This window comes from Rhodococcus sp. W8901 (genome assembly GCF_013348805.1).
Classification (GTDB): domain Bacteria; phylum Actinomycetota; class Actinomycetes; order Mycobacteriales; family Mycobacteriaceae; genus Prescottella.
This window is the reverse complement of record NZ_CP054690.1, coordinates 1,584,547-1,608,650: the sequence shown is the minus strand read 5'-3', so window position 1 is coordinate 1,608,650 and position 24,104 is coordinate 1,584,547. Positions and strand designations below refer to the sequence as shown.

At 69.1% G+C, this 24,104-nt stretch carries 21 protein-coding genes and 1 tRNA gene; 15 read left to right on the top strand and 7 right to left on the bottom strand.

The window, feature by feature from the left end:
- Positions 1-179: 179 nt before the first annotated feature.
- From efeU to HUN07_RS07675, 4 genes are all read left to right on the top strand, one after another.
- Positions 180-1,076: an iron uptake transporter permease EfeU gene (gene efeU / locus HUN07_RS07690; RefSeq protein WP_174908910.1), complete on the top strand. Its 897-nt coding sequence runs from the start codon at positions 180-182 to the stop codon at positions 1,074-1,076.
- 12 nt (positions 1,077-1,088) lie between these two features.
- Entirely contained in the window at positions 1,089-2,222 is a 1,134-nt protein-coding gene (gene efeO / locus HUN07_RS07685) for an iron uptake system protein EfeO (RefSeq protein WP_174908908.1), read from the top strand.
- Between the two features lie 85 nt (positions 2,223-2,307).
- A complete protein-coding gene (efeB, locus tag HUN07_RS07680) occupies positions 2,308-3,555 on the top strand; it encodes an iron uptake transporter deferrochelatase/peroxidase subunit (RefSeq protein WP_254622959.1) in 1,248 nt (415 codons plus the stop codon).
- Between the two features lie 128 nt (positions 3,556-3,683).
- On the top strand, positions 3,684-4,424 hold the full coding sequence (locus HUN07_RS07675) for a class I SAM-dependent methyltransferase (RefSeq protein ID WP_174908904.1): 741 nt from the start codon (positions 3,684-3,686) through the stop codon (positions 4,422-4,424).
- A 69-nt stretch (positions 4,425-4,493) separates the two neighbouring features.
- Here HUN07_RS07675 and HUN07_RS07670 read toward each other — a convergent pair whose 3' ends face one another.
- The 3 genes from HUN07_RS07670 to HUN07_RS07660 form a co-directional block, all read right to left on the bottom strand.
- Positions 4,494-5,177 carry a MazG family protein gene (locus HUN07_RS07670; protein WP_114718285.1) on the bottom strand — a complete coding sequence of 228 codons (684 nt, stop codon included), beginning with the start codon at positions 5,175-5,177 and terminating at the stop codon, positions 4,494-4,496.
- A 5-nt stretch (positions 5,178-5,182) separates the two neighbouring features.
- Positions 5,183-8,824 (bottom strand): transcription-repair coupling factor, encoded by a 3,642-nt coding sequence (gene mfd, locus HUN07_RS07665; protein WP_174908903.1) that lies wholly within the window; start codon positions 8,822-8,824, stop codon positions 5,183-5,185.
- 166 nt (positions 8,825-8,990) lie between these two features.
- A complete protein-coding gene (locus HUN07_RS07660; protein WP_114718283.1) occupies positions 8,991-9,581 on the bottom strand; it encodes a TetR/AcrR family transcriptional regulator in 591 nt (196 codons plus the stop codon).
- Between the two features lie 220 nt (positions 9,582-9,801).
- Between HUN07_RS07660 and HUN07_RS07655 the strand changes: the two genes are divergently transcribed.
- The 6 genes from HUN07_RS07655 to HUN07_RS07630 all read left to right on the top strand — a co-directional run bounded on the left by HUN07_RS07655 (position 9,802) and on the right by HUN07_RS07630 (position 14,678).
- Positions 9,802-9,872 (top strand) — tRNA-Gln (locus HUN07_RS07655).
- Positions 9,873-10,175: 303 nt separating this feature from the next.
- On the top strand, positions 10,176-11,654 hold the full coding sequence (glmU, locus tag HUN07_RS07650) for a bifunctional UDP-N-acetylglucosamine diphosphorylase/glucosamine-1-phosphate N-acetyltransferase GlmU (protein WP_114718282.1): 1,479 nt from the start codon (positions 10,176-10,178) through the stop codon (positions 11,652-11,654).
- Positions 11,651-12,631 (top strand): ribose-phosphate diphosphokinase, encoded by a 981-nt coding sequence (locus HUN07_RS07645; protein WP_114718281.1) that lies wholly within the window; start codon positions 11,651-11,653, stop codon positions 12,629-12,631. Before glmU ends, HUN07_RS07645 begins: the two co-directional genes overlap by 4 nt.
- A gap of 65 nt (positions 12,632-12,696) precedes the next feature.
- Positions 12,697-13,329 carry a DUF2461 domain-containing protein gene (locus HUN07_RS07640; RefSeq protein WP_114718280.1) on the top strand — a complete coding sequence of 211 codons (633 nt, stop codon included), beginning with the start codon at positions 12,697-12,699 and terminating at the stop codon, positions 13,327-13,329.
- Between the two features lie 145 nt (positions 13,330-13,474).
- Entirely contained in the window at positions 13,475-14,152 is a 678-nt protein-coding gene (locus tag HUN07_RS07635; RefSeq protein ID WP_114718547.1) for a hypothetical protein, read from the top strand.
- 16 nt (positions 14,153-14,168) lie between these two features.
- Complete coding sequence (locus HUN07_RS07630) at positions 14,169-14,678, top strand: GNAT family N-acetyltransferase (RefSeq protein ID WP_114718279.1); 510 nt, start codon at positions 14,169-14,171, stop codon at positions 14,676-14,678.
- Here the strand turns inward: HUN07_RS07630 and egtD are convergent, their stop codons facing one another.
- Genes egtD through egtA form a run of 4 tightly spaced genes read right to left on the bottom strand, consistent with a single transcriptional unit; the run spans position 14,679 to position 18,932 of the window.
- Positions 14,679-15,650, bottom strand: a complete 972-nt coding sequence (gene egtD / locus HUN07_RS07625; protein WP_174908901.1) for an L-histidine N(alpha)-methyltransferase — start codon at positions 15,648-15,650, stop codon at positions 14,679-14,681.
- Positions 15,651-15,685: 35 nt separating this feature from the next.
- A complete protein-coding gene (gene egtC / locus HUN07_RS07620) occupies positions 15,686-16,414 on the bottom strand; it encodes an ergothioneine biosynthesis protein EgtC (protein WP_174908899.1) in 729 nt (242 codons plus the stop codon).
- Entirely contained in the window at positions 16,414-17,742 is a 1,329-nt protein-coding gene (egtB, locus tag HUN07_RS07615) for an ergothioneine biosynthesis protein EgtB (RefSeq protein ID WP_174908898.1), read from the bottom strand. The genes egtC and egtB overlap by 1 nt, the downstream gene beginning before the upstream one ends.
- Positions 17,703-18,932 carry an ergothioneine biosynthesis glutamate--cysteine ligase EgtA gene (gene egtA / locus HUN07_RS07610; RefSeq protein WP_174908896.1) on the bottom strand — a complete coding sequence of 410 codons (1,230 nt, stop codon included), beginning with the start codon at positions 18,930-18,932 and terminating at the stop codon, positions 17,703-17,705. The genes egtB and egtA overlap by 40 nt, the downstream gene beginning before the upstream one ends.
- 86 nt (positions 18,933-19,018) lie before the next feature.
- On the opposite strand from egtA, the gene HUN07_RS07605 reads away from it, so the two are divergent.
- The 5 genes from HUN07_RS07605 (at position 19,019) to pth (ending at position 24,091) form a co-directional block, all read left to right on the top strand.
- Positions 19,019-20,191 (top strand): aminotransferase class V-fold PLP-dependent enzyme, encoded by a 1,173-nt coding sequence (locus tag HUN07_RS07605; RefSeq protein WP_174908894.1) that lies wholly within the window; start codon positions 19,019-19,021, stop codon positions 20,189-20,191.
- Positions 20,192-20,335: 144 nt separating this feature from the next.
- Positions 20,336-20,884, top strand: a complete 549-nt coding sequence (locus HUN07_RS27585) for a hypothetical protein (RefSeq protein WP_174908892.1) — start codon at positions 20,336-20,338, stop codon at positions 20,882-20,884.
- 160 nt (positions 20,885-21,044) lie between these two features.
- Positions 21,045-22,520 (top strand): FAD-dependent oxidoreductase, encoded by a 1,476-nt coding sequence (locus tag HUN07_RS07595; protein ID WP_174908891.1) that lies wholly within the window; start codon positions 21,045-21,047, stop codon positions 22,518-22,520.
- Between the two features lie 273 nt (positions 22,521-22,793).
- Positions 22,794-23,387, top strand: coding sequence for a 50S ribosomal protein L25/general stress protein Ctc (locus HUN07_RS07590; RefSeq protein ID WP_174908889.1), 594 nt, complete (start codon positions 22,794-22,796; stop codon positions 23,385-23,387).
- Positions 23,388-23,512: 125 nt separating this feature from the next.
- Positions 23,513-24,091 carry an aminoacyl-tRNA hydrolase gene (gene pth, locus HUN07_RS07585; protein ID WP_114718270.1) on the top strand — a complete coding sequence of 193 codons (579 nt, stop codon included), beginning with the start codon at positions 23,513-23,515 and terminating at the stop codon, positions 24,089-24,091.
- Positions 24,092-24,104 lie beyond the last annotated feature (13 nt).

Below are 24,104 nucleotides of genomic sequence, written 5' to 3'. Positions count from 1 at the left end.
CAGACCGCACGGTTGTGACGCTTGCCGGAATCGGGACCAACGCCCCATTTCGGACAAAAAAGACCTGGTAGGGGGCGGTTTCCCGACGGGCTTAGGGGATGCTACTTTCGGCGTGGCCACTCCAGGTTTGCCTTGCCTATCTCACGGCGGCCGTTCCGACTCTGATCAGGAGACATGAAGTGTCAGTCCTCGCCGCCGGCGCCGATGCACCGTCCATCGCGACACAGCTGTTCGGCAGCGGTCTGATCGGCGTCCGAGAGGGACTCGAGACCGGGATCGTGGTGATGATCCTGGTCGCGTTCCTGGTCAAGTCCGAGCGCCGTGACGCACTCAAGTGGGTGTGGGCCGGCGTCGGTGCGGCCGTCGCGATGGTGGTCGGCATCTTCGTCGCGATCCACTTCGGCACCTCCACCGTCACCGGCACCGCCGCCGAACTGATCAGTGGCCTCGCGTCGCTCGTCGCGGTCGGCATCGTGACCGCGATGGTGCTGTGGATGCGCACCGCAGCCGCATCGATCTCCGGGCACCTGAAGGCCGGCATGGACCGGGCCCTCACCGTCGGCCCGGTGGCCGTCGCCGCGATGGCGTTCTTCGCCGTCGGCCGCGAAGGCGTCGAGACCGCCCTGCTGCTCGTCGGCTACGCCGAGAACACCGCCGGCAGTGCGTGGCCGCTGATCGGCCTGCTGCTCGGAATCGCCGTCGCGGCCGTGCTCACCGTGCTGATGTACGTCGGCGCCGTGCACATCGACTTCGCCCGGTTCTTCCGCTACACCGGCGCGTTCCTCGTGGTCGTCGCGGCGGGCATCCTCGCCTACGGCGTCCGCGCATTGCAGATCGCCGGTTGGCTTCCCGGCGGCTCCACCGTCGCGTTCGACATCTCGTCGGTGTTCGACAGCTCCAGCTGGTACGGCACCGTCCTCTCGGGCATCTTCAACTTCCGGCCGGACCCGACAGTGTTCCAGCTCGTCGCGTGGGTGGCGTACCTCGTGATCGTGCTGCCGCTGTTCCTGCGCCCGGTGGCCGCACGACCGAAGTCGGTTGCCGCCGAACAAGACTCCTCGATCACCGTTTCCTGAAAGGTTCCGCCCGTGCGTCGTTCCACCTCCGCGCTCGCCCTGCTCGCGATCGCTCCCCTCGCCCTCGCGGCGTGCACATCCAAGTCGGCTGCGGGCGACGAGGCGATCACGGTGACCGCCACCGATACCTCGTGCGAGATCTCGGGCAACACCGCCGAGACCGGGAACACCACGTTCTCGATCACCAACAACGGCGCCAAGGTCACCGAGTTCTACGTCTTCGGTGACGGGGACCGGGTGATGGGCGAGGTCGAGAACGTCGGCCCCGGCCTCACGCGTCAGCTCATCGTCAACCTCGCCGAGGCCGGGACCTACCACACCGCGTGCAAGCCGGGCATGGTCGGCGACGGCATCCGGACCGAGTTCACCGTCACCGGCGACTCGGTGGCCGCAACCGACCAGGACGGCCGCCTCGAGGAGGCCGCCGCCGGATACAAGCGCTACGTCGACAGCCAGCTCACCGCGCTGCAGGAGACCGCGGGCTCGTTCGTCGCCGCGATCAAGGCCGGCGACGTCGCCGGCGCGAAGGCCCAGTACCCGCTCACCCGCACCTACTACGAGCGCATCGAACCGATCGCCGAGAGCTTCCCCGACGATCTCGATCCGCGCATCGACCTGCGCGAGGTGGACGTCGAACCGGGCTGGAACTGGACCGGCTTCCACCGACTCGAGAAGGACCTGTGGGTGCAGGGCCTGCAGCCCGACACCAACGCGATGGCCGACCAGCTCCTCACCGACATCCAGGAACTCGCGGACGGTGTGGCCGCACCCGACTTCCAGATCGACCCGATCCAGGTCGCGGGCGGCGCGCAGACCCTGCTCGACGAGATCGCGCGCACCAAGATCACCGGCGAGGAGGACATCTTCTCGCACACCGACCTGTACGACTTCCAGGCCAACGCGGACGGTTCGCAGGCCGCGATCGCATCGCTGCGCCCCATCCTCGACGCGCGCAACCCCGAGCTGGCCGGACGCATCGACCAGCGGTTCGCGGAGCTCGACCAGGCACTCGCGCAGTACCGCCGGGGCGACGGCTTCGTCTCGTACGACACGGTGACCGAACCGCAGCGACAGGCCCTGTCGCAGAAGATCGATGCGTTGTCCGCAGAAGTGAGCCAGGTGCAGGGTGTCATCGCAGGACAGTAACCAGCAGGACAGCAACCAGCGGGACAGCAACCAGCGGGACAGCAACCCGCAGGACGGGAACTCCAGGCCCGAGCCTCGTCCGGGCCTGTCCCGGCGGCGTCTCTTCGGCGCCGTCGGGGCGGGCGCGGTGCTGGCCGGCGCCGGTGTCGCGGTGGGCCGACTGACCGCACCCGAGGCGGCCGAGTCGACCACGCAGACGGTGGTCTTCCGGGGCGCGAACCAGTCCGGAATCGTCACGCCCACACAGGATCGCATGCACTTCGTCGCGTTCGACGTCATCACCGATTCGCGCGACGAGCTGGTGACGATGCTGAAGAAGTGGACCGAGATGGCCGAGCGGATGACCGCCGGCGACGATGCCACCGAGAACGGTGCCGTCGGTGCCGGCGAGTACAACCCGCCCAGCGATACCGGCGAGGCGCTCGACCTGCACGCGTCCAAGCTCACGCTGACGATCGGGTTCGGGCCGTCGCTGTTCGAGGTGAACGGCAAGGACCGATTCGGTATCGCCGGCCGCAAGCCGGCCGCGCTGGTGGACCTGCCGAAGTTCACCGGCGACGCCCTCGAACCGGCCCGCTCCGGTGGCGACATCGCCATCCAGGCGTGCGCCGACGACCCGCAGGTCGCGGTCCACGCGGTGCGCAACCTCGCCCGCGTCGGCTTCGGTGTGGTCGCGGTGCGCTGGTCTCAGCTGGGGTTCGGTCGCACGTCGTCGACGTCCACGAGCCAGACGACGCCACGAAACCTGTTCGGATTCAAGGACGGAACCCGCAACATCAAGGCCGAGGATCCGTCGGCCGTCTCGGAGTTCGTGTGGGTGGACCCGCAGGACGATCAGGCGTGGATGGCGGGCGGCTCGTACCTCGTGGCCAGGCGCATCCGGATGCTGATCGAGCCGTGGGACCGCACCACGTTGCACGAGCAGGAGCGGGTGTTCGGACGCACCAAGGGCAGCGGCGCACCGCTCGGCGAGAAGGACGAGTTCGATCCCCTCAACCTCGAGGCCAAGGGTGCCGGTGGCAAGCCGGTGATCGACCGGGACGCCCACGTGCGTCTGGCGTCGGCCGAGGAACTGGGCGGCATCCAGATCCTGCGCCGCGGCTACAACTTCACCGACGGCACAGACGGTTTCGGCCACCTCGATGCGGGGCTGTTCTTCATCGCGTACTGCCGGGATCCGCAGAAGCAGTTCGTCCCGATGCAGCAGAACCTCGCCCGCAACGACGCGCTCAACGAGTACATCAAGCACGTCGGCTCCGCGGTGTTCGCGGTACCGCCGGGCGTCGGCGACGGCGGCTACTGGGGGTCGACGCTGTTCGAGGCGCAGCGGTAACGCACGCCCCGACGCGCAGAACGTACCTGCGGGTAGCTCCTGTTCGGCCTAGCGTGACGAGCGTGTGGTCTCCCCCTCATATCCGGAGGGCTCGAGGCATCACACCACGCTGAACAGGAGAGGTGCGTATGCAGAGCCAATTCGACGAGCTTGCCGATCTCTACGAGGACATGGCCGCCTGGCCGTTCAGAAGACATCTGGAGATTCCGAACGTGCTCGCAACACTCGGAGATCTGACGGGACGCGACGTCCTCGACTTCGGCTGCGGCAACGGGATGTACTCGCGATGGCTCAAGGAACAGGGCGCAGGCCGGGTAGTCGGCTACGACGTCTCGGACGGCATGCTCGGCTATGCGCGCACGTGGGAACAGAACAGCCCTCGCGGAATCACGTTCACTTCCGAACTGACACCCGACCTCGAAGGCCAATTCGACCTGGTATTGGCCGTCTACGTGCTGCCCTATGCCACGACACGAGAAGAACTCCACGACATGTGCGCGCAGATGGCGCGACCGCTTCGGCCCGGTGGCCGTCTGGTCACCCTTCCGATCCATCCGGACTACGAGCGCGATCCGTCGTACTACGAACGGTTCGGCTTCCGGCTCACTCCGATCGGACCCGATGTGGACGGCGGGCAGGTGCAGCTCGATCTCTTCGACCCTGCCGCCCCCGAAAACGAGGACACCGTCACTGCCTACGTCTGGACGAGGCAGAGCATCGACGACGCAATGCACATCTCGGGGTTCCAACTGGCACAGTGGGTCGATCATGCGCAGGTACGTTCCCCGGAAGCGGACGCTGCGGCGTCTCTCCTGCGCGGCTACTGGGAGAAGCCCCATGCGGCGATACTGAACTGCCGCAAGGGCTGACGCCAACCGGGACCACCCGTGCCGAACGAGAGCGACGTGGCGGCCGTGCCATGCACACCGCCCGCCGTTCTACACCCAGTAGGTTCGCCACGCCTCGGCGTCGAGTCCGCCCCACGGCACGCCGGCCGCGTGCGCGGCGGACTCGGCGGCCCGGATCCGTTCGACGAATCGCAATGTCGCCTTGCGTAGTTCGTCCTCGGCGCTCCCCGGACCGCCGAGTCGGATCACGCGCAGTTCGTCGGGTACCAACTCGTCGGGCAGCCCGGCCTTGCGGGCGCGGGAGATCACCTTCTCGGCCAGCGCGAGCGCGGGCTGCATCAACGCGATGCCGTCGATGCACGACTGCCGGGCCTTCTCGGCGGCCTTGCGCACTTCCCACGCGCGTTCCTGCTCCGCGACGTCGATGGGCCCGGTGACACCGTCGGTCAGGTGTGGGCTGCGGTGGGCGAGCTTGGCGACCAGGGTCGCGGCGACGTCGTCGACGGTGAACTGACCTGCCGCCTCCGCGATCCGGGAGTGGAAGAGCACCTGCAACAGCAGATCCCCCAGTTCCTCGCGAACACCGACAGGGTCACCGACCTGTACGGCGTCGAGCAGCTCGTACGCCTCCTCGAGCAGGTACGGCCGCAGCGAGTCGTGCGTCTGGGTCACCTCCCAGCCGCCGAATCCCCACAGCCGATCCATCACCTCGACGGCCTCGATCAGCGCGTCGCCGGCGCGCCACTGGTCGCCGCGCTCGCCCCCGGCACTCATCGGGCTCAGACCCCCGCCTGCACACCGCTGGGGGTGCTCACGTCGACCGAACCCGCCGCCTTGCCGTCCATCGCGAGCAGGAAGTCGGCGATGTACTGCAGCAGCTCGACGTCGCGCACCCGATCCGATCCGATGCCACCGGAGCCGGCACGCGGCAGGGGCATCTGCACCAGTCCGGTGGTGGCACGGTACTGCGCGCTGGGGTAGATCCGCTTGAGGCGCAACTGCTTCGAGTCGGGCAGACTCATCGGCGAGATCTTGAGCTGGGTGCCGGTGACGGCCACTTCCTCGATCTCGTACTCACGGCACAGCAGCCGCAGCTTCGCGACCGAGACCAGGCGCCCCACCTCCTCGGGGAGCGGTCCGTACCGGTCGACCAACTCCTCGACCACGGCGGCGATCGCCTCGGCGTCGGTGGCCGCGGCGAGCTTGCGGTATCCCTCGAGACGGAGCCGGTCGCTGGTGACGTAGTCGGGCGGAATGTGCGCGTCGACCGGCAGGTCGATCCGCACCTCCTTGGTCTCCTGCTCGGTGACGACCGGGCGTCCGTCGGCGACCGCGCGGTACGCCTCCACGGCCTCGCCGACGAGCCGCACGTACAGGTCGAAGCCGACACCCGCGACGTGCCCGGACTGCTCGGCGCCGAGAACGTTACCGGCGCCGCGGATCTCGAGGTCCTTCATCGCGACGGCCATACCGGCGCCGAGGTCGGAGTTCTGCGAGATGGTCGCGAGCCGGTCGTACGCGGTCTCGGTGAGCGGCTTCTCCGGCGGGTACAGGAAGTACGCGTAGCCGCGTTCCCGGCTGCGGCCGACGCGGCCACGCAGCTGGTGCAGCTGCGACAGACCGAGCGAGTCGGCCCGCTCGACGATGAGCGTGTTGGCGTTGGAGATGTCGAGGCCGGTCTCGATGATCGTGGTGCACACCAGCACGTCGAACTCACGCTGCCAGAAGCCCTGCACGGTCTTCTCGAGCGTGTCCTCGTTCATCTGTCCGTGTGCCACCACCACCCGAGCCTCGGGGACCAGGTCACGAATCCGCTTGGCGGCCTTGTCGATCGAGCTCACCCGGTTGTGCACGTAGAACACCTGGCCGTCGCGCAGCAGTTCGCGTCGGATCGCGGCCGCAACCTGCTTGTCGGCGTACGCACCGACATACGTGAGCACCGGGTGACGCTCCTCGGGCGGGGTGAGAATGGTCGACATCTCCCGGATCCCGGCCATGCTCATCTCGAGGGTTCGCGGGATCGGCGTCGCCGACATGGTCAGCACGTCGACGTGCGTGCGCAGCGCCTTGATGTGTTCCTTGTGCTCGACGCCGAAGCGTTGCTCCTCGTCGACGATCACCAGGCCCAGATCCTTCCACCGGACGCCGGTCTGCAGCAGTCGGTGGGTTCCGACGACGATGTCGATCTCCCCCTCCGCCAACTGCGCGATGATCTCCTTGGATTCGCCAGCGTCGGTGAACCGGGACAGCCCGCGCACCTTCACCGGGAACGCCGCCATCCGCTCGGTGAACGTCTGCAGGTGCTGCTGAGCCAGCAGCGTCGTCGGCACGAGCACCGCGACCTGCTTGCCGTCCTGGACGGCCTTGAACGCGGCGCGGACCGCCACCTCGGTCTTGCCGTAGCCGACGTCACCGATCACGACCCGGTCCATCGGGACCGGCTTCTCCATGTCGGCCTTGACCTCGTCGATCACCGTCAGCTGGTCGTGGGTCTCGGTGAAGGCGAAGGCGTCTTCCATCTCCTTCTGCCACGGCGTGTCCGCGCCGAAGGCGTGACCGGGTGCCGCCTGTCGAGCCGCGTACAGCTGGACCAACTCACCCGCGATCTCACGAACAGCCTTGCGCGCCTTGCGCTTCGTGTTGGCCCAGTCGGAGCCGCCGAGCTTGCTCAGGGCGGGCAACTCACCGCCGACGTAGCGCGAGAGCTGATCGAGCGCCTCCATCGGCACGAACAACCGGTCTCCGGGGTGACCCCGCTTGCTCGCGGCGTACTCGATGACGAGGTACTCGCGGCGGGCGCCTCCGATGGTGCGCTCGACCATTTCCACGAAGCGACCGATGCCGTGCTGGTCGTGCACCACCATGTCGCCGGCGTGCAGCGCGAGCGGATCGACCTGGTTCCGGCGCTTGGCGGGCATCTTCTTCCGGTCGCCCGCGGCCGCGACTCGATTGCCGGTGAGGTCGGACTCGGTGACGATCACCAGCCCGGGGACACCGTCGGTGTCGTCGCCGGGCAGCACCAGCCCCTCGTGTAGCGATCCGCACAGGACACCGACCAGTCCGCGGGCCGGCTCGGCGCCCGGCGCCAGTTCGCCCGCCGGGACGTCGGCGTCACGCAGCCGCTCCAGGACCCGGTGTGCGGTACCGGAACCCGCCACCACGACCACCGCGCGTCCACCGGTGGTGACATGCGCACGCAGGTTCGCGAACAGCATCGAGAGCAACTCGTCGGAACCGCGCACCTCGGGCGCCGGCTGCACCGGCAGCACCGTCTCGTCGTCGCTGCCGGACGCCAGCGGGCTGATGGTCCACCACGGCCGGCCCTGCGCCTCGGCGCTCTCCCGCACCTGGCGCAGCGACCGGTACGCGGAGGCGCCCAGATCGATGCCGCCCCCGAGCACGGACGTGTCGATCGGTGCGGCACCGCCGATCGAGGCCGCCGTCCACGACGCCTCGAGGAACTCCTGCCCGGTGCGCACGAGATCGGTTGCGCGCGTGCGAATCTTCTCCGGATCGCACAGCAGCACGTGCGCGTCGCGGGGAAGGACGTCCGAGAGCAGTTGCAGTTCGCCGGGCTGCAGCAGCGGCAGCAGCGCCTCCATGCCCTCGACCGGGATGCCGGCGGAGAGCTTGTCCAGCATCTCGACCAGCGCCGCGTCGGCCGGGTTGTCGGCCGCGAGCTGTGCGGCCCGGTCGCGCACCTGCTCGGTGAGCAGCAGTTCGCGGCACGGCGGCGCGATGACGGTGGCGACCTCGAGCTCGGGCAGCGACCGCTGATCGGCGACCGAGAAGGCGCGCAGCTCGGTGACCTCGTCACCCCAGAACTCGACGCGCACGGGGTGGTCCGCGGTGGGCGGGAAGATGTCGAGAATGCCGCCGCGCACCGCGAACTCGCCCCGCTTGCCGACCATGTCGACACGCGTGTAGGCCAGCTCGACGAGCCTCGAGATCAGGCCCTCGAACTCGTGCTCGGCCCCGACCCGCAGAAGGACGGGCTCGATCTCGCCCAGGCCCGGCGCCATGGGCTGCACCAGCGAGCGGACCGTCGTCACGATCACCTGCAGCGGCGGGCCGTAGTCGGGATCCTCGGGCCGCGCGAGCCGGCGGAGCACCTGGAGCCGGCGACCGACCGTGTCGGCGCCCGGCGACAGCCGCTCGTGCGGCAGCGTTTCCCACGACGGGAACTGGGCCACCGCGTCACCGATGATCTCGCGCAACTCGACGGTGAGGTCGTCGGCCTCACGACCGGTCGCGGTCACCAGCAACAGCTGCGTCTGCTCGGCCAGGGCCGCGGCGACGAACGGCCGCACGGGGTTGGGGGCGACGATGTCGACGGCCGACCGGCCGATGTACTCGCGCACGCGACCGATGGCGCTGTCCGCGAGGGCGGTCCTCGCGAGCCCGGCGAGCGGAGTGGCCACTCCGGCCGAGACCGCCCGGGCCGAGGCAGCCGAGGACGGAGCTGAAGAGGACACGGAAGACAACGACGGCGCTCCTGATGTCGTGAAATGCAGACCGTTCGATTCTATGCGCGTGTGCCGACACGGGGGCCGACCGCCCGATCCGCGCCCGCGCCCGCGCGCCGGATCACTGCCCGAGCTGCGGGTCGGCCTCGAGGTTCGTCAGCCCGTTCCAGCAGAGGTTCACCAGGTGCGCCGCGACGACCTCCTTCGACGGGGTGCGCTCGTCGAGCCACCACGTGGCGGTGGTGGCGACCATGCCGACGAGGGCCTGCGCGTACAGCGGCGCGAGTTCCGGATCGAATCCGCGTTTGGCGAAGTCGCCGGCGAGGATATGCCCGACCTGCCGGACCGCTTCGTTGAGCAGGCTCGAGTAGGTGCCCTCGTCGGCGGCGACCGGCGAGTCCCGAACCAGGATCCGGAAGCCGTCCGTCCGCTCGTCGATGTACGTGAGCAGCGCGAGTGCCACCCGCTCGACGCGGATGCGCGAGCGGTTCTGGGTCAGCGACGACGTGATCATCTCGAGCAGCTTGGACATCTCACGGTCGACGACGACGGCGTAGAGGCCTTCCTTGCCGCCGAAGTGTTCGTAGACGACCGGCTTGGACACCTGGGCCCGCGCGGCGATCTCCTCGATCGAGGCGGCCTCGTACCCGCGTTCGGCGAAGAGCGCGCGTCCGATCTCGATCAACTGCTCCCGACGCTGGGTGCCCGTCATCCGTGTGCGCGGCGCGCGTTCGGCACCCTGGGATTCTCGTGATGGTCGCGACACTCGAGGTAACCGTCCTTTCCGACACGCCGCGCGGAACACCGACGGCGCTGGTAGAGGCCAGCTTATAGCTCCCCGGCGAACGAATTTCGCCTACGGTTCGACGCGCGGCGCGTCGACATGCGAGGATCGTTCCCGCATTACGAGCGACAGCTCGTGGTCGCGGTAATCCGCCGTAGTGTAATGGCAGCACCTCTGATTTTGGTTCAGATAGTTCAGGTTCGAGTCCTGGCGGCGGAGCTCTCCCGAGCTCTCTTCCCTCCCTCACATTCACCCGATCGAATGTGATTCCCGACACCACCTACCGACCGGTAAGTTCGATGTTGCTACCGTCCCGTTAACTTTCGCTCCCGCGCGAGAGCGGGGGTTTGCACGGTTGCCCGATCCCGGGCCGCCCGGTTCTCCGGACGACCGTGCTCCCCCGCGGCTAGTGTCGGGCGCGTTGCCATCACGAGAACTCGTCGCGATATTCTTTGTCGGAACGTGCGCGACGAGTCCGCCCGCGCAAGCGGCCAAGCGTAGATCGAAACTCGAGGGAGCTTCATGCCACCGAAGACCGCCGTCATCGTCCTCGCCGCCGGTGCCGGGACGCGAATGCGGTCGAAGACCCCCAAGGTGCTGCACACTCTGGCCGGGCGCTCAATGCTCGCGCACTCCCTGCACGCCGCGGCGGCCGTCGAGCCCACCGAACTGGTAACGGTGATCGGACACGATCGTGACGCGGTCGGTGCCGCGGTCGACGAGGTCGCCAAGGACCTGGGGCGCGCCGTCGCGACGGCCGTCCAGCACGAGCAGAACGGCACCGGGCACGCCGTCGGATGCGGGTTGACCGCACTGCCGGACGACTTCGACGGCACCGTGCTGGTGACCGCCGCCGACGTCCCACTGCTCGACGCCGGGACGCTGCGCGCGCTGGTCGGAACCCACACCGCCGAGCCTGCGGCCGCGGTGACCGTCCTGACCTCGACGGCGCCGGACCCCACCGGGTACGGGCGGATCCTGCGCACCACCGACGGCGAGGTCGCCGCGATCGTCGAGCAGGCCGACGCCACCGAGTCCCAGCGCGCGATCACCGAGGTCAACTCGGGCGTCTACGCCTTCGACGCCGCCACGCTCCGCGCCGCGCTGTCGTCGCTGAGCGCGGACAACGCGCAGGGCGAGCTGTACCTCACCGACGTCATCGCGATCGCCCGACAGGCGGGGAAAACCGTTCGGGCCCAGCACATCACCGACAACCTCCTCGTCGCCGGGGCGAACGACCGGGTCCAGCTGGCCCAGCTCGCCGGCGAGCTCAACCGCCGCATCCTCGAGCGGCACATGCGGGCCGGGGTGACCGTGGAGGATCCGTCGAGCACGTGGATCGACGTGGACGTCACGATGGACCGCGACGTCACGCTGCGTCCCGGCGTCCAGCTCCGCGGCGCCACCACGATCGGCGAGGACGCCGTCATCGGCCCCGACACCACGCTCACCGACGTCACCGTCGGGGAGGGCGCATCGGTGATCCGCACGCACGGCGAGGGCGCCGAGATCGGCCCGTCCGCGACCGTCGGCCCGTACACCTACCTGCGGCCCGGCACCGCCCTGGGCGCGTCCGGCAAGCTCGGGGCGTTCGTCGAGACCAAGAACGCCGATATCGGCGCACACTCGAAGGTGCCGCACCTGACCTACGTCGGCGATGCGACGGTCGGCGAGCACAGCAACATCGGAGCATCCAGTGTTTTCGTGAACTACGACGGCGTGAACAAGAGCCGCACCGTCGTCGGTTCGCATGTGCGCACCGGATCCGACACCATGTTCGTCGCACCCGTCCGTGTCGGTGACGGCGCCTACACGGGTGCAGGCACGGTCCTGCGCAACGACGTGCCGCCGGGGGCGCTCGCCGTCTCGGGTGGCAAACAACGCAACATCGAGGGTTGGGTCGAGCGGAATCGACCCGGCACTCCCGCTGCCGAGGCAGCGGCACTAGCAGCCCAGCAACAAACCGATCAGCTAGAACCAAAGGATGGCGAAGACCAGTGAGCGCGATATCCAGCGACGTGCAGAAGAACTTGATGCTCTTCTCGGGCCGCGCACACCCCGAACTGGCGGAGCAGGTGGCCAAGGAATTGGACATCAAGGTCACGCCGCAGACGGCTCGTGACTTCGCCAACGGCGAGATCTTCGTCCGGTTCGAAGAGTCGGTGCGAGGCAGCGACGCGTTCGTGCTGCAGAGCCACCCGGCACCGCTGAACCAGTGGATCATGGAGCAGTTGATCATGATCGACGCTCTCAAGCGCGGATCCGCCAAGCGGATCACGGCGGTGCTGCCGTTCTACCCGTACGCCCGCCAGGACAAGAAGCACCGCGGACGCGAGCCCATCTCGGCCCGCCTGATCGCGGATCTGCTCAAGACCGCGGGCGCCGACCGGATCATCACGGTCGATCTGCACACCGACCAGATCCAGGGCTTCTTCGACGGTCCGGTCGATCACATGCACGCGCAGGGCCAGCTCGCCCAGTACGTGCGCGAGAACTACGGCACCGACAACATCTGCGTCGTCTCCCCCGACGCGGGCCGCGTGAAGGTCGCCGAGAAGTGGGCCGACGCCCTCGACGGCGCGCCGCTGGCGTTCGTGCACAAGACCCGCGATCCGCTGGTGCCCAACCAGGTCAAGTCCAACCGCGTCGTCGGTGACGTCAGCGGGCGCACCTGCGTGCTGATCGACGACATGATCGACACCGGCGGCACCATCGCCGGCGCCGTCGAAGTCCTCAAGAACGCCGGTGCCGGTGACGTGATCATCGCGACCACGCACGGTGTGTTCTCGGATCCGGCCGCGGAGCGCCTCGCGAACTGCGGCGCCAAGGAGGTCATCGCGACCGACACGCTGCCGATCCCCGAGGAGAAGCGGTTCCCGACGCTGACGGTGCTGTCCATCGCGCCGCTGCTGGCCCGCACCATCCAGGAGGTCTTCGAGAACGGCTCGGTGACTTCCCTCTTCAACGGCATCGCCTAGGCGGTCTACTGCGCCCGTGCCCGATTCGCGCTTCGCGAGCCGGGCACGGGCGTAGCCTTTCCAGTGTGTTCTCCGGATTCCCGACGGCCGCACTGGACTTCTACGAGGACCTCGAGGCCGACAACAGCAAGAGTTGGTGGACGGCGCACAAGTCCGTCTACGACACCGACGTCCGCGCGCCGATGGTCGAGTTGCTCACCGACCTCGAGCCCGAGTTCGGCTCCGGCAAGGTCTTTCGGCCGTACCGGGACGTCCGGTTCTCGAAGGACAAGTCGCCGTACAAGACTCATCAGGGCGGCTTCGTCGAGGTCTGCTCGGGCGTGGGTTTCTACGTGCAGATCGACGCGTCCGGGCTGTTCCTGGCCGGCGGCCACTACGCCCACACCCCCGAGCAACTCGCGCGCTACCGAGAGACGGTCGACGACGAGCGCCGCGGCCGCTCCCTGCAACGCATCGTGCGCAAGCTCGAGTCCGCCGGCTACGACATCGGCGGGGACCGTCTCGCGACCCGGCCCCGTGGTGTCGCGGCCGACCATCCCCGCCTCGACCTGCTGCGTCATCGATCGCTCACGGCCGGTCGCAACTACGGGTGCCCGGACTGGCTCGGCACCGCCGATACGGCCGACGAGGTCCGGCATGCCTGGCGGGCGATGCGCCCCCTCGTGGACTGGTTCGCCGACGCTTTCGGGGTGGTGTGAGCCGGACTCGGCCGACGCGGAGAGTTGATGTGCCACAAGACTTTGCCGAGATCCAGTGCTCCCGAACATGAGTTTGGTCACGCGCGACGAGAAAAGTGGACCTCGGTGTAGCCGGGGTCGGAGCGGTGCCTTATTGTGGCTCGTCGTGATCGACGCGCAGACCCTGGAAAACCCCGCCGCCGCCTCTGTTCCGAATCCGCAACCGGTTCGCCGATGGACTCCCGGGTCTTGTGTGTGGTGTGGAAGCGCCGAATCGATCGAAGTGTTCCGCAACGAACCGCGCTGTGAGGTTTGCCGTGAGCACGAGACCGTCATCGACGAGGCCCGCAAGTTCATGGGCATGTACGGCCTGCGCCCGATCGGCGGCACGCTGCAGTCCGACGACGACGAAGAGCGCGAATGGCGAGTCAACGCCCGCGACGCCCGCGCGGCCCTGAACCAGATCCGTCTGCCCGAGCCGCCGGACCCGGCGCTCATCCGCAAGTCGATGCGCCCCAAGGCCGCTCGCATCGTGACCGCGTTCGAGGCCGAGTCGGCTCCGGCCCGCAAGGCACCCGCGCGTCCCCGCACCGCATCGTCCGCGCCGGCCCCCGCCCCGACCGCTGCCGTTGCACCGGCGAAGAAGCTCGACGTCGCCGCGCTCGAGGAGCGGGTGACGGGCCTGCTCGACCAGCTCACCAAGGTGGACACACAGATCGGACTGGCCGAGGCCGCCCAGGGTCTGGCGGCACGTGCCCGCCTCAACGACCTCAACAGCCAGAAGGCCACCATCCTCCGCACGCTGGCGGCGCTCGAGAAGGCGCGCCGCAGCGCGGGCGAGTAGACAGGGATCGGTCGGCATGCTGATTCGCGACGCGGTCGAGGGCGATCTGCCGGGGATCCTCGAGGTCCACAACGAGGCGATCGCCAACACGACGGCGAACTGGGACGACGCGCCGGCCGATCTGGACGAGCGGCGGCGGTGGCTCGACGACCGCCGCCGACTCGGCTTCCCGATCCTCGTCGCGGACATCGACGGCACGGTCGCGGGCTACGCGTCGTACGGGGTGTGGCGGCCCAAGAGCGGGTACCGCCACACCGTCGAGAACTCGGTGTACGTGCACGTCGACTATCACCGGCGGGGTATCGCCACTGCGCTGATGGCGGAGCTGATCGACCGGGCCCGCGCCGCGCGCATCCACGTGATCGTGGCGAGCATCGAGTCGTCGAACACCACATCCATCGCCCTGCACGAGCGCTTCGGGTTCCGGATCGTCGCGCAGATGCCCGAGGTGGGGCGAAAGTTCGACCGCTGGCTGGACATGACCTACATGCAGCTGACGCTGCCCGATCCGTACGCCGCTGAGTAGTCAGCCCCGGCGGGCACACACCAGCGCGAACCGCTCGTCCGCGTCGGTCCAGGTCTGGACGTCGTCGAAGCCGACCGCGGTGAGTTCCGCGCGGATGCCGTTCTTGCGGAACTTCGCCGAGATCTCGGTACGGATCTGCTCGCCCGCCGCGAACGGCACCGTCAGACCGAGGTCGGCCACGCGGACGCTCATCGCGGTGTCGGCTTCGAGTCGCATCTCGATCCACTCCTCGACCGGGTCCCACAGCGCGATGTGCCGGAACCGGTCCAGGTCGAAATCCGCCCCCAATTGTTTGTTCAACACCGACAGCACGTTGAGGTCGAACTGGGCGGTGACCCCGGCGGCATCGTCGTACGCCGGCACCAGCACCGCGGGATCCGTCACCAGCGCGACGCCGAGCAGCAGATGCTCGCCCGGGTCGAGGACGTCGGCGATACCGGCCAGGAAGACGCGGCGCTCGTCCGGCACGAGGTTCCCGAGCGTTCCACCGAGGAACGCGATCATCCGGTGTCCGCCGCCCGGCAGGTGGTGCAGCGAGTCGGTGAAGTCCCCCACCACCCCGTGGACGTCGATCTCCGGGAACTCCGCCGCGATCCGGTGCGTCGCATCGCGGAGGGCACTCTCGGACACGTCCTGCGGGACGTACTTCTCCAGCGAGCCCCGGGTGCCCAGTGCATCGAGCAACAGTCGCGTCTTCTCGGACGAACCCGACCCCAGTTCCACCAGGACCTGCGGAGCCGCGAGGGCCGCGATCTCGCGGGCATGCTCCTCGAGCAGGGCCCGTTCGGTCCGCGTCGGGTAGTACTCCGGCAGCCGCGTTATCCGCTCGAACAGCTCGCTGCCCCGCGCGTCGTAGAACCACTTGGGCGGCAACCATTTGGGGGTCGCCGTCAGCCCCCGGGCCGCGTCGCCGCGCAGCGCGGCCGCCAGTTCGTCGGGTGTGATGTGGACTTCCAGGGTCGGTGCTCTCATACCTCTCCGATCTCCAGAACCTTCTCGGATGACGCTCACAGCGGAGTCGTGATCAGGTGGCCGGGACGCGCGGTGACGATGTACGCGTCCGGAATCTCCTTCCAGTTGTGGTTACGGTCGTAGGGCTCGGAGCTGACGACCGCACGGTCGTCGTCGACGAGGGCCGAGAGCGAGTGGTCCCACGTGGTCGCCCACAGCTGCCGGCCGTCACAGAGGAGCATGTTCAGCCGCGACCCGGGCGCCGCCTCGGTGACCGCCGTCGTCACCTGCATCAGCGCCACCTCGGGGCTGTTGTCGCGCAGGGCGTGGCGCACGAGCAACCACAGCAGCGCCGAATCGGTGGGCGCCTCGAGCCCCAGGAGATCCACGGTGGGAAGCCCGGCCGCGGGACCGATCATCGACTCGGGCCAGTTCGAGATGCGGCCGTTGAGGCTGAACGCCCAATGCCCGGATACGAACGGGGCACACGCGCTGCGCTCGACGGGCATCCCGACGGTCGCCGAGCGGATCGCGGCCAGCACCGCATGCGAGCGGACCCGCGAAAGCATCTCGGGTAACGCCGGATCCGACCAGATCGGCATCGCGCTGCGGTACCGCGACAACGTCGGCCCCCACCACGCCGCGCCGAACCCGTCCGCATTGATGGTGCCGCCGCCGCGCATGTCCCGCGGCGACCACGACTGCCGTAGCAGCGAGAACTCCCCCGCCGAGACCACCTCACGAACGGATCGTGTCGGTCCGATGTAGCCCAGGTGCCGGCACATCACACGTCCCGGGCACAACGGAAACCGGCGAAGATCTGACGCCGGATCGGATGATCCCAGTTCCGGAAGGTGCCCCGGCACGCGATCGGGTCGGTGCCGAACGAGCCGCCGCGCAGCACCCGGTAGTCGCCGTCGAGGAACACCTCCGAGTACTCGCGATACGGAAACGCCGCGAACCCCGGGTAGCCGGTGAACGACGACGACGTCCACTCCCACACGTCGCCCATCAACTGCTGCACCCCGAGCGCGGACGCGCCCGCGGGGTACGAGCCGATCGGCGCAGGGCCCAGATGGCGCTGCCCGAGATTCGCCCGGGTCCGGTCGGGTTCGTCGTCGCCCCACGGGAAGCGGCGCGAGCGCCCGCTCACCGGGTGCCACCGTGCGGCCTTCTCCCATTCGGCCTCGGTCGGCAGCCGCTTGCCCGCCCATCGCGCGTACGCCTGGGCCTCGAACCAGCAGACGTGCACGACCGGCTCGTCCGGGGGAACGGGCTCGAGGATCCCGAAACGGTGCCGCCACCAGTTCCCGCCGCCATCACCGGTCCAGAACAGCGGCGCCTCGAGCCCGGACTCGCGTCGATGCCGCCACCCACGCTCGCTCCAGAGTTCCCGCCGCCGATAGCCGCCGTCCTCGATGAAGTGCGCGTAGTCGGCGTTGGTGACCGGGACGGTGTCGATCGCGAACTCCTCGACATGCACCCGGTGCGCGGGACGCTCGTTGTCCAGCGCCCACGGATCGTCCGAGGTCCCCATCGTGAACTCCCCCGCGGGGATCACCGCCTCGCGCTCGGTCACCGGCCGGCGGGCGGCCCGGACCGGCGGCGCGGTGAGCACCGCGGGTCCCTTCCGCAACTGGTGGGTCGCGAGCATCGTCTCGTCGTGCTGCTGCTCGTGTTGCGCGATCATCGCGAACGCGAAACCGTCCTGCTCGAGCCGACGCCCACGAAAACTGCTCGCGTCCAGAACATCCCATACCTTGCGGCGAACCTGACCGACGTAGTGCCGCGCCTCGGCGGGCCCGAGCAGCGGCAGCGTCGGACGCGCGGATCGCGCGTGCTTGAACGCGTCGTACAGCTCGTCGATGTCGCGGCGCACCGGCTCGCGGCCGCCCACGTCGCGGACCAGCCACAGCTCCTCCTGATTGCCGATGTGCGCCAGGTCCCACACCAGCGGGCTCATCAGCGGCGAGTGCTGGGCCACCAGATCGGCATCGTCGACGCACTCGATCAGGGAGTTGCTGCGTCCCCGGGCCCGCAGCAGCGCCGCCTCCAACTGCTCGCGCACCCCCGTCACGACCGCTCCCCCGTCGGGCACTGCCCGCGGCGACATCGCGCGGCGGCGGCACCGAGGCCCGACGCCAACCCCCGGTCGGGTGCGTACTCGGCGGCGAGCTCGAGCAGATCGCCCGCAGCGGTGCGCAGTTCACCGTCCCCGAGCCCGAAGCGGGCCGCGTCGGACCACCGGCCGCGCGTCGTGGTTCCCACACCCACGGCCGCGAGCGCCGCGTCCGGCGAGGTCGACAGCGCCTCGATCGCCGCGATCGGGAACCGCCACTGGTCCCCCGGCTGGGCGTCGAAATACCGCACCTCGAGGTGACCCACCGCGCGCACCGGCGGAAACACGGTGGTGAGGTGGTAGTCCAGGTCGGCGTGGGTGGGCCGGCGGTCCAGTTCGTCGTCGAGCACGCCGTCGATCCAGTCCGCGAACGTCGCGCCGGGTGGCGCCGTCCAGCACGGCCCGTCCCGGATCACGCACAGCAGCGGGACGTCGAGGACCCAGCGCGCGTAGTCACCGACCGGATCGAGCGTCACGTCGGCCGTTCCGGTGGTGCGCGGCGGGTCCAACTCGAGCCACGTACGCATCCGCTGCGACGCCCAGTCCCCCGGCGGAATGCCACACAGCCGCGGCGAGCACGCGAACGCGGCGAGCAGCGCGGGCCCGACGGCGTGCAGGAGGTTCCACCGACGGGCCACCTCGTCGACATCGGCACCCGCGTCGACGCTGACCTGCACGGCGGCGGTGTTGCACATCATGAGCTTGCCGAACGGGCCGATGTCCTCGAAGCGCTCCTCCATCGCCCGGTATCGGGGCAGCTGGAGGAGTCGGTGAGCCGCGCGGCGCGCATCGGCGGCATCCGAATGGGCGGCGATGGAGCGGCGGGCGAGGAGATGGCGCAGAACCCGTTCGTCGGAGGCGAGGGCTTCGCAGAGCGCGAAGGCGCTGTCACGGGGAGCGCTGGAGAGTTCGATCTGACCGCCGGGTTCGACGGTGACGAGACTGCCTGCCGGCAGTGGTAGAGCGGGGGAATCGGGCACGAGCGATCGGGGTGCGTGGGGGCCGAGAGCTGCGGCGATGGCAGCCAGCCCGGGGCGCGTGGGAGCAGGACTGTGGTGCGCGGTGAGCCACTCGAGCTCCGCGCCGATCAGCCTCGGCGGACCCAGTTTGAAGCAGACACCGCCGACGTACGACTCCGCTGCGGGGCGCGACGTCAGACTGGTGGACTCGACAGCGACAACCATGCCATCCTCCCCTCGGGGGCGGTCGAGCGTCCTTCTCGAGGGTAGAGCCCGCTCCCCGATGTGGCTACCGATGAGGAGGAATTGCCGTGCTCGATCTCGAACGGCTCAGGCAGGACACCCCGGGATGCCTCGAGCGGGTGTTCCTCGACAGCGCCGGATCGTCGCTACCGCCGCAGCCGGTCCTCTCGACCGTCATCGGGCACCTGCGCCGCGAGGCCGAGGTCGGCGGGTACGTCGCGGCCGACGAGCGCGCCGACGACCTCGCCGCCGTCCGCGGCTCGATCGCCCGATTGATCGGCGCGACACCGGCCGCCATCGCCCTGGTCGACAGCGCGACGCGGGCGTGGTGCGAGTTCTTCGGGGCCGTCCCGTTGCGCGCCGGCGACCGGATCCTGGTCTCACGGGTGGAGTACGCGAGCAACGCGATCACCGCGCTGCACCGCGCCCGCGCGGCGGGGGCGACGGTGGAGGTGGTGCCGAGCGATCCCAGTGGCCGGATCGATCTCGACGCCCTCGACCGGATGCTCGACGACCGGGTACGACTGGTCTCGCTCGTCCACGTGCCCACCAACGGCGGGCTGATCAACCCGGTACGTGAGGTCGTCGAACTCGCGCACCGGCACGGCGCGCTGGTGCTGCTCGACGCGTGCCAGTCGATCGGGCAGGTTCCGATCGACGTCGACGACCTCGGGGTGGATGCACTGTCGGCGACAGGGCGAAAGTGGTTGCGGGGCCCACGCGGAACCGGATTCCTGTACCTGCGGACCGAACTTGCCGGATCACTGACGCCGTCGGCCCTCGATCTTCATGGTGCGGAATGGATTTCGGCGGACGACTACCGGCCCGCGCCGGACGCGACCCGCTTCGAACTGTGGGAGTGCGACGTCGCGGCGAGGCTCGGCCTCGGCGCCGCGGTCGACTACCTCCTGGGCATCGGAATCGACTACGCCGCAAGGGCGATCACCGATCGCGCCGATTCCCTCCGCGAGGGACTGGGCGCGATGCCCGGCGTCGAGGTCCGGGACCTGGGCGTCGACCGGAGCGGCATCGTGACCTTCACCGTCGACGGCGTCGATCCCGCGCTGGTCCGGGAACACCTCGCGAACAACCGGATCACCGTCACGGTGAGCGGTCGCTCGTCGACCCTGCTGGACATGAGCGCACGCGGTCTCGACGCCGTCGTCCGCGCGTCGCCGCACTACTTCGTCTCCGACGGCGACATCGAGTGGGTCCTCAGGACGCTGTCGACGCTCCGATAGCGCATCGGCCACTTCGGCCACTTCGGCCACATCTGACCCTCGAGTAACATTTCGGACAACTGTTTCGCAATGCTCATATAACTCCCCCGACGCGCCGGTAGTCACATGACTGGCATCAACCGATCACTGGGGAGGAATTGAGTTATGCAGCGCACCAAGGCCGCCGTTCTGTCGGCGGGCATCCTCGCGGCGGGTCTCCTGCTCGCCGCATGCAACGACGACGACGGGACGCCGGTGCCCGAAACCACGTCCACCGCGCCCAGCACCACGACCTCGGCGCCGCCGACGACGAGCGCGGAGGCAACGCCTACGGGGGCGGGCGAAGCGGGCGCCGGTGGGTCCGCCGGTAGTGCCGGAGGTGGCGCGAACCAACCGGCCGCCGGTACCGGTACCGGCGGCTCCGGCGGCGGCCAGAACGCCGGGCCGGGAACCCCGCCCCCGCCGCCGTCACCCGCACCGGTCGGCGATCAGCAGCAACCGCCGGCCGATCCGAACTCCGGCAATCCCGTGGACGAGGAGAAGACGGATCCCGGTTCCGCCCCCGGCGGGGACGGCGGCGCAACCGGAGAGGGGACGGACCCGGACGGCACCAAGGATCCGGGCACGGGCGACACCGATACCGGAGGAGACAAGGGGGACGGCGGCGACAAGGGTGAGGGGGATCCCCCGAAGAACGATCAGCCGAACGGCTGACCGAACGGCCGCGGCGCACTCCCCCTCGAGGGTGGTGCGTCGCGGCCGGCCCGTCGGCGTACCGGAGTTGGGTTCCCGCTGGGCGGGATGTGTGTGCCGTCGAACCTTTTGCGCGTGTAAATGATCTGTGTCACACATTCATTCGTGAGAGGACGACCACATGGCTGACGCCACACCGATCCGACCGATCCAGGCTGATCAAGTCACCGAATGGGCCTACGAGGCCGATGTCGTCGTCGCCGGATTCGGTGTCGCCGGTGCCTCCGCTGCGGTCGCTGCCGCCACGGAGGGTGCCGAGGTCCTGGTGCTCGAGCGCACCGGCGGCTGGGGCGGCGCCGCGGCGATGGCCGGCGGGTTCATCTACATGGGCGGCGGAACCCCCCTGCAGAAGGCGTGCGGTTTCGAGGACACCGTCGACAACATGAAGGCGTTCATGACGGCCGCGCTCGGCCCGGGCGTCGACGAGGCCAAGATCGACGCCTACTGCGAGGGCAGCGTCGACCACTACCACTGGCTGGCGGACGAGTGTGGCGTCCCGTTCAAGATGAGCTTCTGGGGCGAGCCGGGCTGGGAGCCGCCGGGCGACGACGGCCTGCAGTACACCGGCGGCGAGAACTCCGCCCCGTTCAACGCGACCATCCCGCCGGCGCCGCGCGGCCACGTCCCGCAGATGCAGGACAAGCACGTGAGCAGCGAGAAGGGCGGCGGCTACATGCTCATGAAGCCGCTCACCGACAAGGCCGCCGAACTGGGCGTCAAGGCCGAGTACGACATGCGCGTGCAGGCCCTGATCGTCGACGCCCACGGCCGCGTCGTCGGCCTGCAGGCCAAGCAGTACGGCAAGGACGTCGCCGTCCGCGCCCGCAAGGGTGTCGTGCTCGCGACCGGCAGCTTCGCGTACAACGACGACATGCTCGCGGCGTACGCCCCGCGTCTGATCGGCCGCCCGGCCGCCTCCATCGAGGAGCACGACGGTCGCGCGATCCGCATGGCCCAGGCGCTCGGCGCCGACCTGGCCCACATGGACGCCACCGAGGTCGCGTTCTTCTGCGATCCGCAGCTGTTCATCCGCGGCATCCTGGTCAACGGCCGCGGTCAGCGCTACATCAACGAGGACACCTACCCGGGCCGCGTCGGCCAGGCCACGCTGATCGAGAACCAGAACCAGTCGTTCCTGGTCATCGACGAGGAGGCGTACGAGGAGGGCATGACCCGTCCGACGTCGAGCCCGCAGCTGCGCCACCAGCCCAAGTGGGTGGCCGAGACCGTCGAGGAACTCGAGGCCGAGATGGGTCTGCCCGCCGGCGCGCTGCAGGCCACCGTCGACGTCTACAACCGCCACGCCGCGAACGGCGAGGATCCGCTGTTCGGCAAGAAGGCCGAGTGGGTCAAGCCGATCGGTTCGCCCGTCGCGGCCATCGACCTGCGCGGCATGACCGGCGGCTTCACGCTCGGCGGCCTGCGCACCAGCGTCGACTCCGAGGTCCTGCACGTCTCCGGCGAGCCGATTCCGGGCCTGTTCGCCGCGGGTCGCTGCACCTCCGGCGTCTCGGCCGGCGGCTACGCCAGCGGCGCGTCCCTCGGTGACGGCAGCTTCTTCGGCCGTCGCGCCGGACAGAGCGCCGCGAAGGCCTGACGCTCCACCCCTCGCCGAATCGGCCCGGTCGACGCATCGCCGTCGACCGGGCCGATTCCCGTTTCCGCAGGCCGTCCGGTAGAGTGTTTCAAGTTGTCTCGGCGAGGGCGATTCGCGAAGAACTTTTTCACGCTGAATCACCGTGATCGACGCGGCTACGGCTCCGCTCGAGCAGTCTGCACTGCTCCCCGGCCGTCCGTGTCCGTCCGCCTCTCCCCGCGACGACGACCGACCGCCAGCGAAATCTCACGTGAGTTGTAGGAGCCGTTCAAAATGTCTGACGCCAATCGCCTCGTAGCCTCCGCGCGTACCGAGTTCGGTAAGGGTGCCGCCCGTCGTGCTCGTCGCGATGGCCAGGTTCCCGCCGTCCTGTACGGCCACGGCACCGACCCGCAGCACCTGAACCTCCCGGCTCGTGAGTTCGCCGCCATCCTGCGCGCACACGGCACCAACGTCGTCATGACGCTCGAGGTCGACGGCAAGGAGCAGCTGGCGCTGACCAAGTCGGTCGTCGTCCACCCGATCCGCCGCTACATCGAGCACACCGACCTGCTGATCGTCCAGAAGGGCGAGAAGGTCTCGGTCGAGGTTCCCGTCGTCCTCACCGGTGTCGCTGCTCCCGGCGCGCTCGTCACCGAAGAGGCCAACACCATCAAGCTCGAGGTCGAGGCGCTGCACATCCCCGAGAATGTCGAGATCTCCATCGAGGGCGCCGAGATCGGCACCCAGTTCCTCGCCGGTGGCGTCACGCTGCCGAAGGGTGCAACCCTGGCTGACGATGCGGATCTGCTGCTCGTCAACATCGTTGCCGCTCAGGCTGCCGAGTCCACCGAGGCCGCTGCCGAGGCTCCGGCCGAAGAGGCCTGAGCAGCTCCACACTGAACGTCGTGCGGCGCGCCGAACCCGATTCGGGTTCGGCGCGCCGTTGCTTTGTAGCGCTGCAGTCGTATGACGCTGCCGTCGTACGACACGGATCGTGAAAGGACACCTCGGTGAGCGACGAGAACGGCACCGCGTTGGTGGTCGGCCTGGGCAACCCCGGGCCCCAGTACGAGAAGACCCGCCACAACATCGGATTCATGGTGGCCGACCTGCTCGCCGGGCGAGTGAGCGGAAAGTTCAGCGCCCACAAGCGCAGCGGCGCCGAGATCGTCCAGACCCGGATCGCTGGGCGGCAGGTGATCCTCGCGAAGCCCCGGTCGTACATGAACCTGTCGGGCGGTGCGGTATCCGGTCTGGCCCGGTTCTTCTCCGTCGAGCCGGAGAACATCGTCGTCGTGCACGACGAGCTCGACCTCGACTTCGGCACCATCCGCCTCAAGCTCGGCGGCGGCGAGGGCGGCCACAACGGGCTGCGCTCGATCTCGAACTCCCTCGGCACCAAGGACTACCTGCGCACCCGCGTCGGCATCGGCCGGCCCCCGGGACGTCAGGATCCCGCCGACTACGTGCTCAAGCCGTTCTCGAGCGTCGAACGCAAGGAACTCGACCTGGTCTGCGAGGAAGCCGCCGACGCTGCCGAACTGGTCCTCCAGCTCGGCCTGGAGGCCGCACAGAACCGGCTGCACTGAGGGCGCAGCCGGT

Excerpts from the sequence above, each read along its gene's own strand:
- HUN07_RS07675 (WP_174908904.1), top strand. The coding sequence starts at position 3,684 with ATGCAGAGCCAATTCGACGAGCTTGCCGATCTCTACGAGGACATGGCC.
- HUN07_RS07670 (WP_114718285.1), bottom strand. The coding sequence starts at position 5,177 with ATGAGTGCCGGGGGCGAGCGCGGCGACCAGTGGCGCGCCGGCGACGCG.
- HUN07_RS07660 (WP_114718283.1), bottom strand. The coding sequence starts at position 9,581 with ATGACGGGCACCCAGCGTCGGGAGCAGTTGATCGAGATCGGACGCGCG.
- glmU (WP_114718282.1), top strand. The coding sequence starts at position 10,176 with ATGCCACCGAAGACCGCCGTCATCGTCCTCGCCGCCGGTGCCGGGACG.
- HUN07_RS07630 (WP_114718279.1), top strand. The coding sequence starts at position 14,169 with ATGCTGATTCGCGACGCGGTCGAGGGCGATCTGCCGGGGATCCTCGAG.
- egtD (WP_174908901.1), bottom strand. The coding sequence starts at position 15,650 with ATGAGAGCACCGACCCTGGAAGTCCACATCACACCCGACGAACTGGCG.
- egtC (WP_174908899.1), bottom strand. The coding sequence starts at position 16,414 with ATGTGCCGGCACCTGGGCTACATCGGACCGACACGATCCGTTCGTGAG.
- egtB (WP_174908898.1), bottom strand. The coding sequence starts at position 17,742 with ATGTCGCCGCGGGCAGTGCCCGACGGGGGAGCGGTCGTGACGGGGGTG.
- egtA (WP_174908896.1), bottom strand. The coding sequence starts at position 18,932 with ATGGTTGTCGCTGTCGAGTCCACCAGTCTGACGTCGCGCCCCGCAGCG.
- HUN07_RS27585 (WP_174908892.1), top strand. The coding sequence starts at position 20,336 with ATGCAGCGCACCAAGGCCGCCGTTCTGTCGGCGGGCATCCTCGCGGCG.
- HUN07_RS07595 (WP_174908891.1), top strand. The coding sequence starts at position 21,045 with ATGGCTGACGCCACACCGATCCGACCGATCCAGGCTGATCAAGTCACC.
- HUN07_RS07590 (WP_174908889.1), top strand. The coding sequence starts at position 22,794 with ATGTCTGACGCCAATCGCCTCGTAGCCTCCGCGCGTACCGAGTTCGGT.